Source organism: Methylobacterium sp. Leaf111, from assembly GCF_001423285.1.
GTDB lineage: Bacteria > Pseudomonadota > Alphaproteobacteria > Rhizobiales > Beijerinckiaceae > Methylobacterium.
On the sequence record NZ_LMNE01000001.1, the window covers coordinates 904,455 to 919,538 of the forward strand.

At 72.4% G+C, this 15,084-nt stretch carries 15 protein-coding genes and 1 tRNA gene; 9 read left to right on the forward strand and 7 right to left on the reverse strand.

Annotation, left to right across the window (positions count from 1 at the left end):
* Positions 1-44: 44 nt before the first annotated feature.
* The 6 genes from cysK to ASF41_RS04050 all read left to right on the forward strand — a co-directional run bounded on the left by cysK (position 45) and on the right by ASF41_RS04050 (position 3,723).
* The gene (cysK, locus tag ASF41_RS04030; RefSeq protein WP_056214417.1) at positions 45-1,022 is read left to right on the forward strand and encodes a cysteine synthase A; all 978 of its coding nucleotides are present in this window, start codon (positions 45-47) and stop codon (positions 1,020-1,022) included.
* Between the two features lie 206 nt (positions 1,023-1,228).
* A complete protein-coding gene (locus ASF41_RS04035) occupies positions 1,229-2,497 on the forward strand; it encodes a DUF2254 domain-containing protein (RefSeq protein WP_056490991.1) in 1,269 nt (422 codons plus the stop codon).
* Between the two features lie 23 nt (positions 2,498-2,520).
* The gene (locus ASF41_RS04040) at positions 2,521-2,757 is read left to right on the forward strand and encodes a hypothetical protein (RefSeq protein WP_156653186.1); all 237 of its coding nucleotides are present in this window, start codon (positions 2,521-2,523) and stop codon (positions 2,755-2,757) included.
* 2 nt (positions 2,758-2,759) lie between these two features.
* Positions 2,760-3,023 (forward strand): hypothetical protein, encoded by a 264-nt coding sequence (locus ASF41_RS04045; protein WP_056275174.1) that lies wholly within the window; start codon positions 2,760-2,762, stop codon positions 3,021-3,023.
* Between the two features lie 4 nt (positions 3,024-3,027).
* A complete protein-coding gene (locus tag ASF41_RS25555; RefSeq protein WP_200917592.1) occupies positions 3,028-3,186 on the forward strand; it encodes a hypothetical protein in 159 nt (52 codons plus the stop codon).
* A gap of 198 nt (positions 3,187-3,384) precedes the next feature.
* Positions 3,385-3,723 (forward strand): hypothetical protein, encoded by a 339-nt coding sequence (locus ASF41_RS04050; RefSeq protein WP_244472706.1) that lies wholly within the window; start codon positions 3,385-3,387, stop codon positions 3,721-3,723.
* Between the two features lie 10 nt (positions 3,724-3,733).
* On the opposite strand, the gene ASF41_RS04055 is transcribed toward ASF41_RS04050, so the two are convergent.
* Both ASF41_RS04055 and ASF41_RS04060 read right to left on the reverse strand, forming a co-directional pair.
* Positions 3,734-3,964, reverse strand: a complete 231-nt coding sequence (locus tag ASF41_RS04055) for a tautomerase family protein (protein WP_056490997.1) — start codon at positions 3,962-3,964, stop codon at positions 3,734-3,736.
* 162 nt (positions 3,965-4,126) lie between these two features.
* Positions 4,127-5,254, reverse strand: coding sequence for an acyltransferase (locus ASF41_RS04060; RefSeq protein ID WP_056491000.1), 1,128 nt, complete (start codon positions 5,252-5,254; stop codon positions 4,127-4,129).
* Positions 5,255-5,673: 419 nt separating this feature from the next.
* On the opposite strand from ASF41_RS04060, the gene nhaA reads away from it, so the two are divergent.
* Positions 5,674-6,888, forward strand: a complete 1,215-nt coding sequence (nhaA, locus tag ASF41_RS04065; RefSeq protein ID WP_056275167.1) for a Na+/H+ antiporter NhaA — start codon at positions 5,674-5,676, stop codon at positions 6,886-6,888.
* A 275-nt stretch (positions 6,889-7,163) separates the two neighbouring features.
* Here nhaA and ASF41_RS04070 read toward each other — a convergent pair.
* From ASF41_RS04070 to ASF41_RS04090, 5 genes are all read right to left on the reverse strand, one after another.
* Positions 7,164-7,238: transfer RNA gene (locus ASF41_RS04070), tRNA-Val, on the reverse strand.
* Positions 7,239-7,252: 14 nt separating this feature from the next.
* A complete protein-coding gene (locus tag ASF41_RS04075; protein ID WP_056491003.1) occupies positions 7,253-8,989 on the reverse strand; it encodes an iron ABC transporter permease in 1,737 nt (578 codons plus the stop codon).
* Between the two features lie 202 nt (positions 8,990-9,191).
* Complete coding sequence (locus tag ASF41_RS04080; protein ID WP_056491006.1) at positions 9,192-10,229, reverse strand: extracellular solute-binding protein; 1,038 nt, start codon at positions 10,227-10,229, stop codon at positions 9,192-9,194.
* A gap of 136 nt (positions 10,230-10,365) precedes the next feature.
* On the reverse strand, positions 10,366-11,457 hold the full coding sequence (locus tag ASF41_RS04085) for an ABC transporter ATP-binding protein (protein ID WP_056491009.1): 1,092 nt from the start codon (positions 11,455-11,457) through the stop codon (positions 10,366-10,368).
* Complete coding sequence (locus ASF41_RS04090; RefSeq protein WP_056275160.1) at positions 11,454-12,170, reverse strand: alpha/beta hydrolase; 717 nt, start codon at positions 12,168-12,170, stop codon at positions 11,454-11,456. Before ASF41_RS04090 ends, ASF41_RS04085 begins: the two co-directional genes overlap by 4 nt.
* 96 nt (positions 12,171-12,266) lie before the next feature.
* Here ASF41_RS04090 and ASF41_RS04095 point away from each other — a divergent pair, with 96 nt between their 5' ends.
* Complete coding sequence (locus tag ASF41_RS04095) at positions 12,267-14,513, forward strand: primosomal protein N' (protein ID WP_056352359.1); 2,247 nt, start codon at positions 12,267-12,269, stop codon at positions 14,511-14,513.
* A gap of 53 nt (positions 14,514-14,566) precedes the next feature.
* The gene (locus ASF41_RS04100; protein WP_056214370.1) at positions 14,567-14,926 is read left to right on the forward strand and encodes an STAS/SEC14 domain-containing protein; all 360 of its coding nucleotides are present in this window, start codon (positions 14,567-14,569) and stop codon (positions 14,924-14,926) included.
* The last annotated feature ends 158 nt before the right edge of the window (positions 14,927-15,084 follow it).

Sequence of the window (15,084 nt, forward strand, 5' to 3'; positions counted from 1 at the left end):
GCCGGCCTCCGGGACGCAATCCGCACGCTGTTCAGGAGAGATCTATGGCCGAGTCCCAGAGCCCCGCCTCGCCCCGCACGCCGGGCCACGGCCACATCTTCGGCTCGATCACCGAGACCATCGGCAACACGCCCCTGGTCCGTCTCAACCGGATCACCAAGGAGCACGGGGTCGATGCCGAGATCCTGCTCAAGCTCGAGTTCTTCAACCCGATCGCGAGCGTGAAGGACCGCATCGGCGTCAACATGATCGACGCCCTCGAGGCCTCCGGCAAGCTGAAGCCCGGCGGCACGCTGGTGGAGCCGACCTCCGGCAACACCGGCATCGCCCTCGCCTTCGTGGCGGCCGCGCGCGGCTACCGCCTCATCCTGGTCATGCCCGAGACCATGTCGCTGGAGCGCCGCAAGATGCTTGCCTTCCTGGGCGCCGAGCTCGCCCTGACCCCCGGCCCGCAGGGCATGAAGGGCGCCATCGCCAAGGCCGAGGAACTCCTCAACGAGATCCCGGGCGCGATCATGCCCCAGCAGTTCTCGAACCCGGCCAACCCCGAGATCCACCGCAAGACGACGGCCGAGGAGATCTGGAACGACACCCAGGGCCATCTCGACGCCTTCGTGGCCGGCGTCGGCACGGGCGGCACCATCACGGGTGTCGGCTCGGTCCTGAAGCCGCGCCTGCCCGGCCTGAAGATCGTCGCCGTCGAGCCCACCGACTCGCCGGTCATCTCCGGCGGCCAGCCCGGGCCCCACAAGATCCAGGGCATCGGCGCCGGCTTCATCCCCGACAACCTCGACAAGTCGATCATCGACGAGGTCATCACGGTCTCGAACCAGGAGGCCTTCGACACCGCGCGTCAGCTGTCGCGTCTCGAGGGCATTCCCGGCGGCATCTCCACCGGCGGCAACGTGGCCGCGGCCCTGAAGCTCGCCGCACGCCCCGATTTCCGCGGCAAGCGCATCGTCACCGTCGCCTGCTCCTTCGCCGAGCGGTACATCTCCTCGGCCCTGTTCGACGGGCTCTGATACGGGGTCCGCTCGATCGAAGCGGTGCCCGGATCGTCGAACCGGCGCGGCGCTTGATCGAAGTCCAAGTCCGCCATCCCGTGGGGATCAAGCGGATTTGGGATCAGAACCGCACGGGCGCTCCGGGCCTCGCTCCCGGAGCGCCCGAAGGTCGCGTATCCGGCTCGCGAGCCCTGCCCCGCGAGGCTCGCCCGAGAGCCGCCGTCATGTCCACCGCCCTCTATGCCCTCCGCCGCTGGGGGCGGCGCCCCTTCATCCGCGTCGGCGCCTTCAGCGTCGGCGGCGTCGGGGCCGCCCTGGTCTCGGCCGTCCTGGCGCCGATGGTGCCGGCGGACCTCGGCGCCTCGATCGGTGCGGACGCCGTCGACCAGATCCTCTCCGTCCTGGCGACCAGCATGCTGCCGGTGGCGACGTTCTCGCTCTCCACCATCGTGCAGGCCTATGGCGGGGCCACCAACACCGTGACGCCCCGCGCCGTGACCCTGCTGATGCGCGACACCCGTGCGCAGACGGCCGTCGCGAGCTTCATCGGCGCCTTCGTCTACAGCGTCGTCGGCCTCATCGCCCTCAAGACCCATGTCTACGGCAGCCAGGGACGGGTGATCCTGTTCGGCCTGACCCTGCTGGTCCTCGTCAGCGTGGTGGCGACGCTGGTGCGCTGGATCGACACCCTGTCGCATCTCGGCCGGGTCGGCGAGACCATCGGCGCCATCGAGGCCGCGGCCGGCGATGCCCTGGGGCGGCGCGCCGCGGCGCCCCATCTCGGCGGCCTGCCCTGGCAGCCGGCACCGCCCGGCGCGACCCGGATCGCCGCCGCAGCGACGGGCTACGTCCAGCACGTCGATGCGGCCCGGCTCGACGCGCTGGCCGGGGCCCACGGCCTCACCCTCCACCTGGCGGCCCTGCCGGGCGCCTTCGTCCACCCCGGACGCCTCCTGGTGGCGGTCGATGGCGCCGTCGACGACGGCCTGCGGGACCGGATCACCGAGGCCTTCGTCGTCGGCGACCGGCGCAGCTTCGACGACGATCCGCGCTTCGGGCTCATCGTCCTCGCGGAGGTGGCCCAGCGCGCCCTGTCGCCGGCGGTCAACGATCCCGGGACGGCCGTCGCTGTCATCGGCACCCTGGTGCGCGTGCTCGGCCTCTGGGACGCGCGCCGCGCCGTCGCGCCCGAGGCGCGGGTCTATCCGCATCTGCGCGTGCCCGGCCTCGGCGCCGACGACCTTCTCGCGGATGCCTTCGACCCCATCGCCCGCGACGGCGCGTCGGACGTGACGATCGGCCTGCGGCTGCAGAAGGCCCTCGCCGCCCTCGCGGATCTCGGGAGTCCGGCCGTCCGGGCGGCCGCCCACGCGCAGGCCGACCTGGCTCTCCTGCGCGCCGAGGCGGCGCTGCCGCTCGAGGCCGACCGGGCCCGCCTTCGCGAGGCCCGCGCCGCCTGGAGCGAAGCAACCTCGGGGCCGGCGCCGGGTTGAGCCTGCAACAGCAGGAGGACATCATGACCGACGAGCCGCGCGCGGGCAGCGCGCCGAAGGAGATGGACGCCGACCGCCACGCCGGGACGCCGACGCAGGGCGCGCCCCCCGGATCCGAGCCTACGGTGCAGGGCGGCGAGGCGCCCCCCGCGACCCTGGAGGAGATCGGCGCGGCCGCGCGGAAGACCGAAACCTCGGGCGCGACCCGCGAGGCCATCGACCGCGCCACCGCGCCCAACGGCCAGGATGCGGGGGCGTAGGCATGCCGAACGATCACATCCCCATCGTGGGCACGCGCAAGCCCGATTCCGATGTCGGAAAGCCCGGCGACCCGGCCGTCGCCGGCGGCGGCCAGTCGGCCGATCAGGCCGCGATCACCCGGCAGGGCCCCGGCGGTCAGACGGATACGGCCCGCAACGCCGCCTGGGACGGCGCTCCGAAGGGGCGCAATCCCACGCCGGCCGGCGGTTCGTCCGATGGACAGTCCGACCGGCCCCGTTCCCCCCCTGCCACCCCCGAGGAGTGACGCGATGACAGGCTCCGACGACAAGGATCCGCCCAAGGACAAGCCGGCCAACACGGCGCCGGACGCGGTGATGGATCCCAACGAGAAGACCGACGGCAAGCCCGGAAAGGGTCCGAAGGGCGGTGCGCAGCCGGACGGCGAGACCGATCCTGGCGGCGGCTAGGACACGTCCCCCGGCCGGCGGGCCTGGGTCGGACGCTGCGCGAGCCTGAACCCGGCCCCTGGGTTCGGGCCTTCGTTGCCCGACGCGGCGGAAATGCCGCCGTCGGAACTCAACGAACTGGTGAGAAACGCGCGGTATACAGGGCCTGACATGCGCGACGCGCGTCGAGGTCGCGCGATCCAGACAGGGAGATTGCGGGTGAGTGCCGCTCCAGCGTCATCGATCCGGGCCGGGGCGCCCCCCGACCGGCTGCCCGAGCTGTCGCGGCTGGCCGCCCTCTTCGCGCGGACCGTGCTCGACGCGCAGATCCAGGGCCGTCCCGTCCCGGACGACCAGATCCGCTTCCTGCTCGATGCGGCCCTGCTCCTGAACGAGTACGGCGCCGAGCTGCCCTCTCCCCTCGATCAGATCATGCAGGATGCCAGCGCGCCGAAGGCCCCCGAGCCGTCGGCCGACCGGCCGGCGCCGGACGCCCGGGACGACGATGCCGGCCGCCTCGCCTGGCTGCTGCGCCCGTTCCAGGGATCGAAAGGATGAGGGCCGGGGCTCAGGGCAGGGTGTAGCCCGGCTTCTTGAACAGGGTCTCGGGCCGGCCGACGATCTCGGGGCGGTAGACCTGCGCCTCCCAATCCGCCTGGGCCACGTCCTCGATCGACACCGAGATCGCCCGTTCGGCGGTTCCGGCACTGGCCATCAGGGCGGCCGCGATGGCCTCGGCCAACTGCGCCTTCTGCGCGTCGGTCTTGCCCGGGTACATCTTCACGGTCACGTGCGGCATGGCGATTCGGTCCTGACGGCGGCTGGACGGACGGGAGACCGCCCGTCGCGGGGTCCATGCCAGGACGGGGGCACCCCAGCAAGCCCGATAAGCCCGTCCCGATGGCGCGCAAGCCGCCGATCCCGGGGCAGAGGGCCTCGCCGCGTCGCCCCGGCGGCGGGCTCAGATCTCGGAGCGTCCGAGCAGCGGAGCGACCGGGGGGCGCGCGTCCCGCCCTGCGTCGGAGGTCGACAGGAGGTGGCGACGGATGACGTGGCGGCCCAGCGCGATGGCGGGCGCTTCGATCCAGCGATAGACCAGCGCCGCGACCGCGACGGTCGCGAGCGCCGTCGTGGCCGCGAACAGGTGGATCGGGACGACCGGCGCGTACCCGGCCAGCGCATGCTCGAGCACCCCCTGGACCACCGGCCCGAACAGGTAGATCGAGTAACTGATGGCGCCCAGGTAGGTGAACAGCCGCCCCTCGATGCGCAGCGTCAGGGACAGCAGGGCGAACAGCGCCATCGCGGCCCAGTAGGTGACGAGGTATTTCACCCAGTTCTCGTGAAAGCCCATGTCGCGCCCGTAGGCCAGCACGGACGCCAGCGGGATCGCACAGACGAGGGCGCCAGTAACCACTGCGAGCGCGGCGCCCCAGCCCGGCCGGCGCTCGAGGACGTGGTAGCGCAGGCACAGTCCCCAGAACATCACCGCCAGGGACAGGGGCACGGCCACCGGGAATTTCCGCTCGAGGACGAAGCGCAGGGCGGCGAGGCCGAGGGCGGCCGCGATCAGGGCCAAGGCCGACAGCACGACGCCGACGGCATCGTCGAGACGCCCGAGGACGAAGAGCCCGACGCAGAAGCCGTAGAAGATCAGCTCGATCTGCAGGGTCCAGTACAGGGCGATGATGTTCTCCACGCCGAGGAACTGCTGGAGCATCGTGATGTTGGCGGGCACGAGCACGGCGGGGATGTCACGGCCCGGCCACACGAACAGGACCAGCAGCCCGCAGGGGATCGAGAGCCAGTAGGCGGGGTAGAGGCGGAAGAACCGCGACACGGCGAAGGCGAGGATCGGCCGGTCTCCCGCCTTGAACAGCGAGAAGGGCACCACGAAGCCCGACACCGCGAAGAACAGCGTCACGGCGATCTTCCCGACATCGATGTACTCGGTCAGCCCCGACAGGACGAGGCGCTCGAGGGGAAACGGACCGAGCTGCGTCTTCAACCCGAACTCGACGGTATGGGCGTAGATGACCGCCAGGGCGGCCAGACCACGGATCGAGTCGATGCTGTGCAGGCGGCGCATGGCGACAGTCGGTGTTGCGCCCCGATCATCGAGGGCCCTGCAGGGATTGCAGGTGGCGTCCGTTTCGACAAGGTCCTTCGCGCCCCTTGGTAAACGCACCGCGCGTCTTGGCGGGGTCCTGCGTCCGGGAGAGATTGCGGACGACCCACGCTTTCTCTGAACGCAACTGTCTTCGGGGACCCAGCACAGGACAAGCGCCAGGGATGAATTCGTGCATTCCAAGTATCCCGGAGCTCAAGGACCCGGGAGACAGAGCCGAGGAGGCGTGGAGCGATGGGGCGTGGCCGAGGGCCGTTCGGGGGATCCGGCATGCTCGCGCCCCACGAGCCTCGGCGCAGGGGGACGGGGGCGCCGAGGCGTTCATCGCTTCACCGGCGGCCGCGGTTGTGTCCCGGCCCAGGTGTCGTAAGGAAAGGACCATGCAAGCTCCTGCCCCGCTCCGCCGGCCGTTCTCGGCCTTCCGGTCGATGCTCACCTCCGAGGCGGGCGGCGGCCTCGTCCTGATGGCGAGCGCGGTGCTCGCCCTCGTGGTGGCGAATTCGCCCCTGGCGGAGCGCTACTTCGCGGTCCTGCAGACCAAGGTCGGGGGCTTGAGCGTCCTGCACTGGATCAACGACGCCCTGATGGCGCTGTTCTTCCTGCTCGTCGGTCTCGAGATCAAGCGCGAGATGCTGGATGGGCGCCTGCGGACCTGGCCGGACCGGATCCTGCCCGGCCTCGCCGCCCTCGGCGGCATGGCGGCGCCGGCCCTGGTCTACGTGGCGGTGAACCGGCACTCGCCGGAGACCCTCCGCGGCTGGGCGATTCCCGCCGCCACCGACATCGCCTTCGCCCTCGGCATCCTGGCCCTGCTCGGCTCCCGGGTGCCGGTCTCGCTCAAGGTGTTCCTCACCGCCCTGGCGATCCTCGACGACCTCGGCGCGGTGCTCATCATCGCGCTGTTCTACACCGCCGACCTGTCCCTGCCGATGCTGGGCGGGGCGGCCGCGACCCTGGCGGTGCTCTACGGCCTGAACCGGGCCGGCATCAGCCGCCTCGCGCCCTACCTCGTCCTCGGCGCGGTGCTGTGGGTCTTCGTCCTGAAATCCGGGGTGCACGCCACGGTGGCGGGCGTGCTCCTGGCCCTGACGATCCCCCTGCGGCTCAGCATCGGCCGGCCGGACGATCCGACCTCGCCCCTGCACCGGCTGGAACACGCGCTCCATCCCTGGTCGGCCTACCTGATCCTGCCGATCTTCGGCTTCGCCAATGCGGGCGTGTCGCTGGCGGGCTTCACGCCCGCGATGCTGCTCGACCCCGTGACCCTCGGGGTCGCCCTCGGTCTGGTCGTCGGCAAGCAGCTCGGCGTGTTCGGCTTCGTCCTCGCGGCGGTGAAGCTCGGGCTCGCCCAGCGGCCGGCGGGGGCCGGATGGATGCAGGTCTACGGGGTCTCGCTCCTCTGCGGCATCGGCTTCACCATGAGCCTGTTCATCGGCCTCCTGGCCTTCGCCGACGCGCCGGACCTCGAGGCCGAGACCAAGGTCGGCGTGCTGGCCGGATCGATCGTCTGCATGGCGGCCGGCGCCCTCGTCCTGCTGGTCGCGCCCCGCCGCCGGGTCGGAGCTCCGAAGACCCGATCCGTCGAGGTCGCCTGAGACGCCCCGAGCGCTCCCGGATCCCGCACCCGAGCGTCGCGGGGCGCGCGGAAAGCGTCGGCCCCCATCCCGGTCGTCGCCCCTGGGGGCGGCCTGAGGAAGAGGGGAGCCAGCCATGCCCGTCCTCGTCGCCGCGGGCGTCCCGAACATGGTTCAGGCGGGGGCGAGCCCCCCGTCGCGGGCGTGTCCTGGACCGGCGGCGCCATGGGCGGCCTCGGACTCGTGTCGGTGTTTGGGATTGGGTCGTCGAAGCAGCGGGGAGGCTTCGAGGGAAATGGTGGGCGCGACAGGGATCGAACCTGTGACCCTTCGCGTGTGAAGCGAATGCTCTCCCGCTGAGCTACGCACCCGGACCGAGGGCCTTCTAGGGCGAGGGGCGCGGCCGCGTCAAGCGCTGATCGGCAGGTTCTGCGCCGGCTTCGCTGCGCGGGGTCCCGAGGCGGAGCAGGATCACCACCGGCACGAGCCCGACGGCGACGATGAGGAGGGCCGCCACCGTACCGTCCTCGTAGGTGCCGCGCGCGGCCTCGCCGTAGAGATGGGTCGCCAGGGTCTCGACGTTGAGGGGCCGCAGCAGCAGGGTCGCGGGCAGTTCCTTGACGCAGTCTACGAAGACCAAGAGCGCGCCGCTGAGCACCGCCGGCCAGGCCAAGGGCAATTGGACCCGCCACAGGGTCGCGCCCGGCCCGCGCCCCAGCATCCGCCCGGCATCGGGCAGGCTGCGGGGCACGCGGGCCAGCCCAGCCTCGCAGGTGCCGATGCTGACCGCGAGGAAGCGGACGAGGTAGGCGGTGACGAGGGCCCCGCCGGTGCCGAGGCCGATCAGCGCCGGGGCGACGCCGAAGAGCCGCGTCGTCCCCGCCGACAGAGTTGCGTCGGCCCAGGCCAGGGGCCCGAGGAGACCGATGGCCAGGATCGCGCCGGGGAGCGCGTAGCCGAGGCTCGCCACCCGGATCAGCGCCTCGCCCCAGCGCCGGGCGACGAGGCGCGGCCCCGCCGCCACCACGAAGCCCAGGGCGGCGGCGATCACGGTCGCGGCGCCGGCATACAGCAGGGTGTGGCCGATCTCCGCCAGGATCGTCTCCGGCAGCCCGCTGCGCCACACCCGACGCAGGGCGGCCTGCACGAGGTAGGTCGCGGGAATCGCGAAGCCGACGGCCACGGGCACGAGGCCGAGAGCCAGGGCGGACGCGGCGCGCAGGCCCCTCAGCCGCTGCCGGGCGAGGCGGCGCGGGCGCTGGGCGCCGCTCGAGAAGCCGCGCCCGGCCCGGGCCCAGCGCTCCAGGGCCACCAGGGCGACGACGGCCACCAGCATGACGAGGGCGATCTGGGCCGCACCGGCGAGATCCGAGCGGTTCACCCAGGTGGCGTAGACCTGGACCGTCAGGGTGCGTACCCCGAGGAATTCCGCCGCACCGATGTCGTTCAGGGCCTCCATCAGGGCGAGGCTCGCGCCCAGGGCGATGGCCGGCCGCGCCATCGGCAGTGCGACCCGCAGGAAGGTGGCGGAGGGCCGACGCCCGAGCATCCGCGCCGCCTCGATGAGGTTGGCGGCCTGCATCAGGAACAGGGCCCGGGTCGGCAGGTAGACGTAGGGGTAGAGCACGAAGCCGAGGAGCAGGATGCAGCCGGGCAGCGAGCGGATCTCCGGCAGCACGAAATCGCGCGGGCGGGCATAACCGAGGAGGTCGCGCAGGGTGGTCTGCACCGGGCCGATCGGGTGCATCAGGTCGAGATACGCGAAGGCGACGATGTAGGTCGGCACCGCCATCGGCAGGAGCAGCCCGGCCTCCAGCAGGCGCCGGCCGGGGAAGTCGTAGGCCGCCACGAGCCAGGCGGAGCCCGCCCCCAGCACCACCACCAGCACGCCCACCCCGGCGAGCAGCAGGGCGGTGTCGCGCAGGGCCTGGGGCAGCACGTGGGCGACGAGGTGGGGCCAGAGCGCGGCGCCGCCCGCCCCCGCTCCGCTTCCGTCGCCCGCCGCGAACACGAGGGCGACGACCGGGCTCAGCACCAGGGCGCAGAGCAGCAGGGCGGCGGCGCCCCAGGCGAGGCCGCGGGGATGGGCGATGGGCGGGAGGGCGGGGGCGACCCCGGTCATGCTGGTCTCAAGGACGTTTTCCGTTGGATCGGCCGACGGTGTGGGCGTTCCTCCCGCAAGGACCGACCGGCTCGCGCGCCGTAGCGGTCATGCGCGCGTCCCTTTCCCCTCCGCGGGAGGGGGTGGCCCGCGTCGGCGGGTCGGGTGGGGGAGCGACCGCTCCGGAGGGGGCGCCCCCTCACCCGCCTGCGCCGCAGGCTCCTCAGTTGTCGAAACCCACCGTATCGAGGAGAAGGCTCGCCGCCTTGCGGTTGCGGGCGATCTCGACGAGCGGCACGGAATCGATGGTCAGGGGGCCCAGCGCCGTGAGGAGGGGGTCGATCGGCGCGCCGGCCTTCACCGGATACTCGTAATCGGCCTTGGCGTAGAGCCCCTGGGCCTCGTCGGAGACGAGGTATTCGAGGAGCTTGACCGCCTCGTCGCGGTTGGGGGCGTTCCTGGCCACCACCGCGCCGGAGATGTTCACGTGGGTGCCGCCGCCCGCGAAGGTCGGCATCACCACCTTGATGCCCTCTCCCCACGTCCGCTGCTCGGGGCCGCCGCGGCCGGAGCGCATCAGGCCGACATAGTAGGAATTGCCGAGGCCGATCCTGCAGGTGTCGGCGAGGATGTCGCGGGCGACGTCCCGGTCGCCGCCGGCGGGCTTGCGGGCGAGGTTGGCCTTCAGGGCCCGCAGCCAGGCCTCGGTCTTCTCCGGGCCGTGCTTGACGAGATAATGGGCGATGAGCGCCGTGTTGTAGGGGTGCTGGCCCGCGCGCAGGCAGAGGCCGCCCTTCCAGGTTGGGTCGGCCAGCCCCTCGTAGGTGATGGCCGTGAGGTCGGCGAGGTCCTTGTCGGCGTAGAGCACCCGGGCCCGCATGGAGAGGGCGAACCAGCGGCCCTCGGCGTCGCGCAGGGTAGCGGGCACCGCCGCCTCCAGCACGCCCGAGCGCACCGGCTGGGCGAGGTCGCGGTCGACGAGGTCGATGAGGTTGCCGACATCCACGGTCATCAGCACGTCGGCCTTGGCACGGGCGCCCTCGGCCGCCACGCGCTCGGCGAGGCCCTTCTCGACGAACACCGTATTGACGGTGACGCCGCTCTTGGCGGTGAAGGCGTCGAGCAGGGGCCGGATCAGGCCGGGTTCGCGGGTGGTGTAGAGGTTGACCTCGGCGGCCGACGCCGTCCCGACGAGGGCCGCGAGGGCCAAACCCGTCAACGCGAAGCCAGCGAACCCGATTGCCTTGATCCCACCCGCCATGGCCGACACCCTTCCGTCAGAACGTGGCGGGTGTTCAGAAGCATCGGCGAGAAAAACACAAGCGCGATGTTTTGGACTTAAAACAATTCGAAACTATTACCCCGGATCGAGCGCAAGCTCGGCCCGGGCCTGTGTTTTAATCCATCTCGTTCGCAAAAATAAACCCGCGATCCGGATCGAGGCTCAGGCCGACCGCATCCCCCGGCTCGCGCGGGTCGTCCGCCGGCACGGGCAGGTGCAGGGGCTCAGGCAACCCGTCCGCCGACAGGCTCAGGAGGGCGGCGGCCCCGAGGAAGCGGCGCGCCCGCACCACGGCCCGGAGGGACGCCCCCGCCGCGCCGAGGCGGATCGCCTCCGGGCGCAGGCACAGGGTCACGGCGGCCCCCTCGGCGAGGCCCGGCGCGGGAACCTGGCCGAACGGCGTCGCCACGGTGCCGGAGCGGCAGGTCCCGTCGATCTCGACGAGGTCGCCGAAGAAGCGGGCGGCGAAGCGCGTGGCAGGGCGGCAATACAGGTCCGACCCGGTGCCGACCTGCACGATGCGCCCCCGCCGCATCAGGGCGATGCGGTCGGCGAAGCCCAGGGCCTCCTCGGGGTCGTGGGTGACGAGGAGCGTGGTGGCGCCGCTGGCGCGCAGGACCGCCAGGGTGTCGTCGCGGACCCGGTCGCGGGTGCGCCGGTCGAGGTTCGAGAAGGGTTCGTCGAGGAGGAGGACGCGCGGCCCCGGGGCCAGGGCGCGGGCCAGGGCCACGCGCTGGCTCTCGCCGCCCGAGAGGGTGCCGGGATAGCTCTTGGCCCGGTCGGCGAGGCCGACCTGCTCCAGCCGCGCCTGCACCAGGGCGCGGGCCTCGGCGGCGGACCTGCCCTGAAGGCTTTTGCCGTGGAGGCCGAAGCGGACGTTCTCCGCCACGGTGAGATGCGGAAACAGGGCATAGTCCTGGAACATCAGACCGACGCCGCGCGCCTCCGGCGGGACGCCGCGGCCGTCCTCGCTCAGCAAGGTGCCGTCGAGGCGGATCGTGCCGGTCTCCGGCTGCTCGAGGCCGGCGATGGCCCGCAGGAGCGTACTCTTGCCGCAGCCGGAATCGCCGAGCAGAGCCAGGATCTCGCCGGGCCGGACCTGGAAGGCGATGTCGGCAAGCGCCTGCACCGCGCCGAAGCGCAGGCCGATGCCACGCAGCTCAAGGCGCGGCGGCACGGGGTCGGGCGGGGGCGCGTCGAGGCTCATGCGCGCCTTGTGTCACCGCGGGCGGACGGCGAAAACCCTCCGGTGCGCAGGAAGCGCAGGGTCTCGGCGATGACCGCGGGATTGCGCATCATCAGGCCGTGGCTGGTCGGCAGGGTGATGTGGTCGGCCATCCCGGCGACCCGGGTGCGCGCGACGGTGACCCGGCCGTCATCGGGACCCGGCAGCATCAGCCAGGATTCCAGGGGATAGAGCGTGCGGTCGCCCGCGATGATCCCGAGGGGGAAATCGACGGGGCCGAGGCAGTTGCGCAGGCTTTCGTCCGGTTTGGTGGTCAACTGGGCGCCGGCCGGGCCGAAGACCCGGCGATAGGCGCGCAGGGTGTGAAGGCGGTCGGCGACCTCGCTGCCACCATTCGGCGGCCCCAGCATCACCACCCGTCCAAGATTGGCCGGCCGGCCTTCGCGAAGCCAGGCCCGGGCGAGGAGCCCGCCCATCGAGTGGGTGACCACGTGGAGGGTCCGTACCCGGGCCGCGAAGGCGGCGACGGGCGGTCCGATGATGCCTGCGAGATCCGCGAGATCCGCCTTGCGGGAGGGATAATCGAGGTTCAGCGTCACGAACCCGGCGGCCCGGACGGCGCGCTCCAGCCGGGCCAGGGACGCGGCCCGCCGGGCGAGGCCATGCAGGAGCAGCACCCCCTCGGGGGCCGGATCGCCGGCCGTGCCGGAGGCCGGGGGTTCGGGTCCGTCCATCCTGGGGCGCCTCCGGGCGATGATCGGCGGCACGGCGGTCGCGCATTGCCTCCGGCATGCTTATATTCCGGTTATGTTCCGTCAAAGCCCCGCCCGATGCCCTGCGTCGCCGAGATCCTGATCCCGCTGGCGCTGGACAGCGCCTACAGCTACGCCGTGCCGGCCGGGCTCGACCTCTCGGTCGGCGAGGTCGTGCAGATCCCCCTCGGGCCGCGCGAGACGGTGGGGGTGGTGTGGGGCGTGCGCCAGAGCCCCGGCGGCTCGAACCTGCGGCCGGTGACCGGCCGGGTCGACGTGCCGGCCCTGCCGGACGCCTTGCGCGAACTCGTCGACTGGCTCGCCCGCTACACCCTGGCGCCGAAGGGCTCGGCCCTGGCCATGGCCCTGCGGCTGCCCGACGAATCGGCCCTGAGCGAGACCGTGCGGGTCGGGGTGCGGGCCTCCGGCAAGGCGCCGTCCCGGCCGACCGCCGCCCGCACCAAGGTGCTGGCCGTGGCGGCGGACGGGGCGATGCGGGGCAAGAGCGCGCTCGCCAAGGAGGCGGGCGTTTCGTTGAGCGTGGTCGACGGCCTGATCGACGACGGCGCCCTCGAGGCCCTGGCCCTGGCGCCCGAGCCGGTCGCCCTGCCGCCGGACCCGGACCACGCCCGCGTGCCCCTCTCGGAGGCGCAGGAGGCGGCGGTGCGGGAGCTCGTCGCGCTGATGAACCCCGGCCCCGCCGAGCCCGCGCCGACGGACGCGATCGGCGATCCCCTGCCGGCCGACGGCAAGGTCGCGCCGCCCGGCGTGGCGCACAAGGCGCCGACCGTGCTGCTGGAGGGCGTCACCGGCTCGGGCAAGACCGAGGTGTATTTCGAGGCAGTGGCCGATTGCGTCCGGCGCGGCCACCAGGCGCTGATCCTGATGCCCGAGATCGCCCTGACGGCGCAGTTCCTCGACCGCTTCGCCGAGCGCTTCGGCGTGCGTCCGGCGACCTGGCACTCGGGCGTCGGGGGCAAGCGCCGCGAGCGCATCCGCGCCGGGGTCACGGCGGGCGAGATCGCCGTGGTGGTGGGCGCCCGCTCGGCCCTGTTCCTGCCCTTCGCGGATCTGGGGCTCATCGTGGTCGATGAGGAGCACGAGGCCGCCTACAAGCAGGAGGACGGGGTGCACTACCACGCCCGCGACATGGCGGTGGTGCGCGGGCGGATCGAGAACTGCCCGGTGGTGCTGGCCTCGGCCACCCCCTCGATCGAGACGCGGGTCAATGCCGAGCGCGGGCGCTACCTCCGGGTCGCCCTGCCCGAGCGCTTTGGCGGCCGGCGCCTGCCCGACATCGCCGCCATCGACATGCGCGCCGACAAGCCCGAGCGGGGCCGCTTCATCGCCCCGGCCCTGGTGGCGGCGGTGCGCGAGACCGTGGAGTCCGGCGACCAGGCCCTGCTGTTCCTCAACCGGCGCGGCTACGCGCCCCTGACCCTGTGCCGGGCCTGCGGCCACCGCTACCAGTGCCGCAACTGCTCGACCTGGCTGGTGGAGCACCGCTTCCGCCGGGCCCTGGTCTGCCACCAGTGCGGCTATGCCGAGCGTCGCCCGGATTCCTGCTCGGAATGCGGCACCTTCGACAACCTCACCCCCTGCGGCCCCGGGGTGGAGCGCATCGCCGAGGAGGTGGCCGAGCTCTTCCCGGACAAGCGCGTCATCGTGCTGTCGAGCGATTTTCCCGGCGGGGCCGAGCGCCTGCGGGCCGAGCTCCAGACCGTGGCGGAGGGCGGCTGCGACATCGTCATCGGCACGCAGCTCGTGGCCAAGGGCCACAACTTCCCGCACCTGACCCTGGTGGGCGTCCTCGACGCCGATATCGGCCTGACCTCCGGCGATCCCCGCGCGGCCGAGCGCACCTTCCAGCTGCTGCAGCAGGTCACCGGCCGGGCCGGGCGCGGCGAGAAGCCGGGCCGCGCCCTGCTCCAAACCTACCAGCCCGACCATCCGGTGATCGCGGCGCTGCTCTCGGGGGATTCGGAGCGCTTCTACGAGGAGGAGATCGGCGCCCGCGAGGCCGCCGGCCTGCCGCCCTTCGGCCGGTTGGCCGCCCTCATCGTCTCGGCGAACGAGCGCGAGGTGGCCGAGGCCCACGGGCAGGCCCTGGCGCGGGCCGCCGAGCCGCCGGAGGGCGTGATGGTGCTGGGGCCGGCCGAGGCGCCGCTCGCGCTGATCCGCGGGCGCTACCGCTTCCGGCTTCTGGTGAAGACCGAGCGCACCGTCGACCTGCAGACCTACCTGCGCGAGTGGCTGGCGCGGGGCCCGAAGGTTCGCGGCAACGTGAAGGTCGCCATCGACGTGGACCCGCAGAGTTTCCTATAACGCTGGCCCGACGTTCGCTTGGGTAGCGTTCGATCCCCTGAGGAGTGCCCCACGTGCTGACCTACACCAAGAAGCCGGATTCGAGCGTCGCCGAGATCGTGGTCGACGGACAGATCACCGATGCGGACATGAACACCGTCATCACCGCCATGCAGGCGGACCTCGACAAGGGCGGCAAGATCAAGCTCCTGGAAGACGTGCGCGACTTCAAGGGCATGGAGCCGGCCGCGTTTTTCAAGGACCCGCGCTTCGGCCTCGCCATGATGAAGGGCGTCAGCCATGTCGCCCTGGTGACCGACGCCTCGTGGCTGCGGATGATCGCCGACACCTTCGGCAAGGTCTCGCCGGCCCAGATCAAGACCTTCGACCGCGCGCATATCGAGGAAGCGCGCCAATGGCTCGCGGCCGCCTGAGGCCCTGAACCGACGGCCGGGACACGCATCCGGCCGGCTCGTCCCTCTCCCCCTGTGGGGAGGGGTGAGGCGCGGGGGCCCTGGGGCCCCGTCCGCCGCGGATCGACCGCCGGTCGCGGTCGTCCCACAAGCGCGACGAGAGTCCCTTCAGGCCCGCG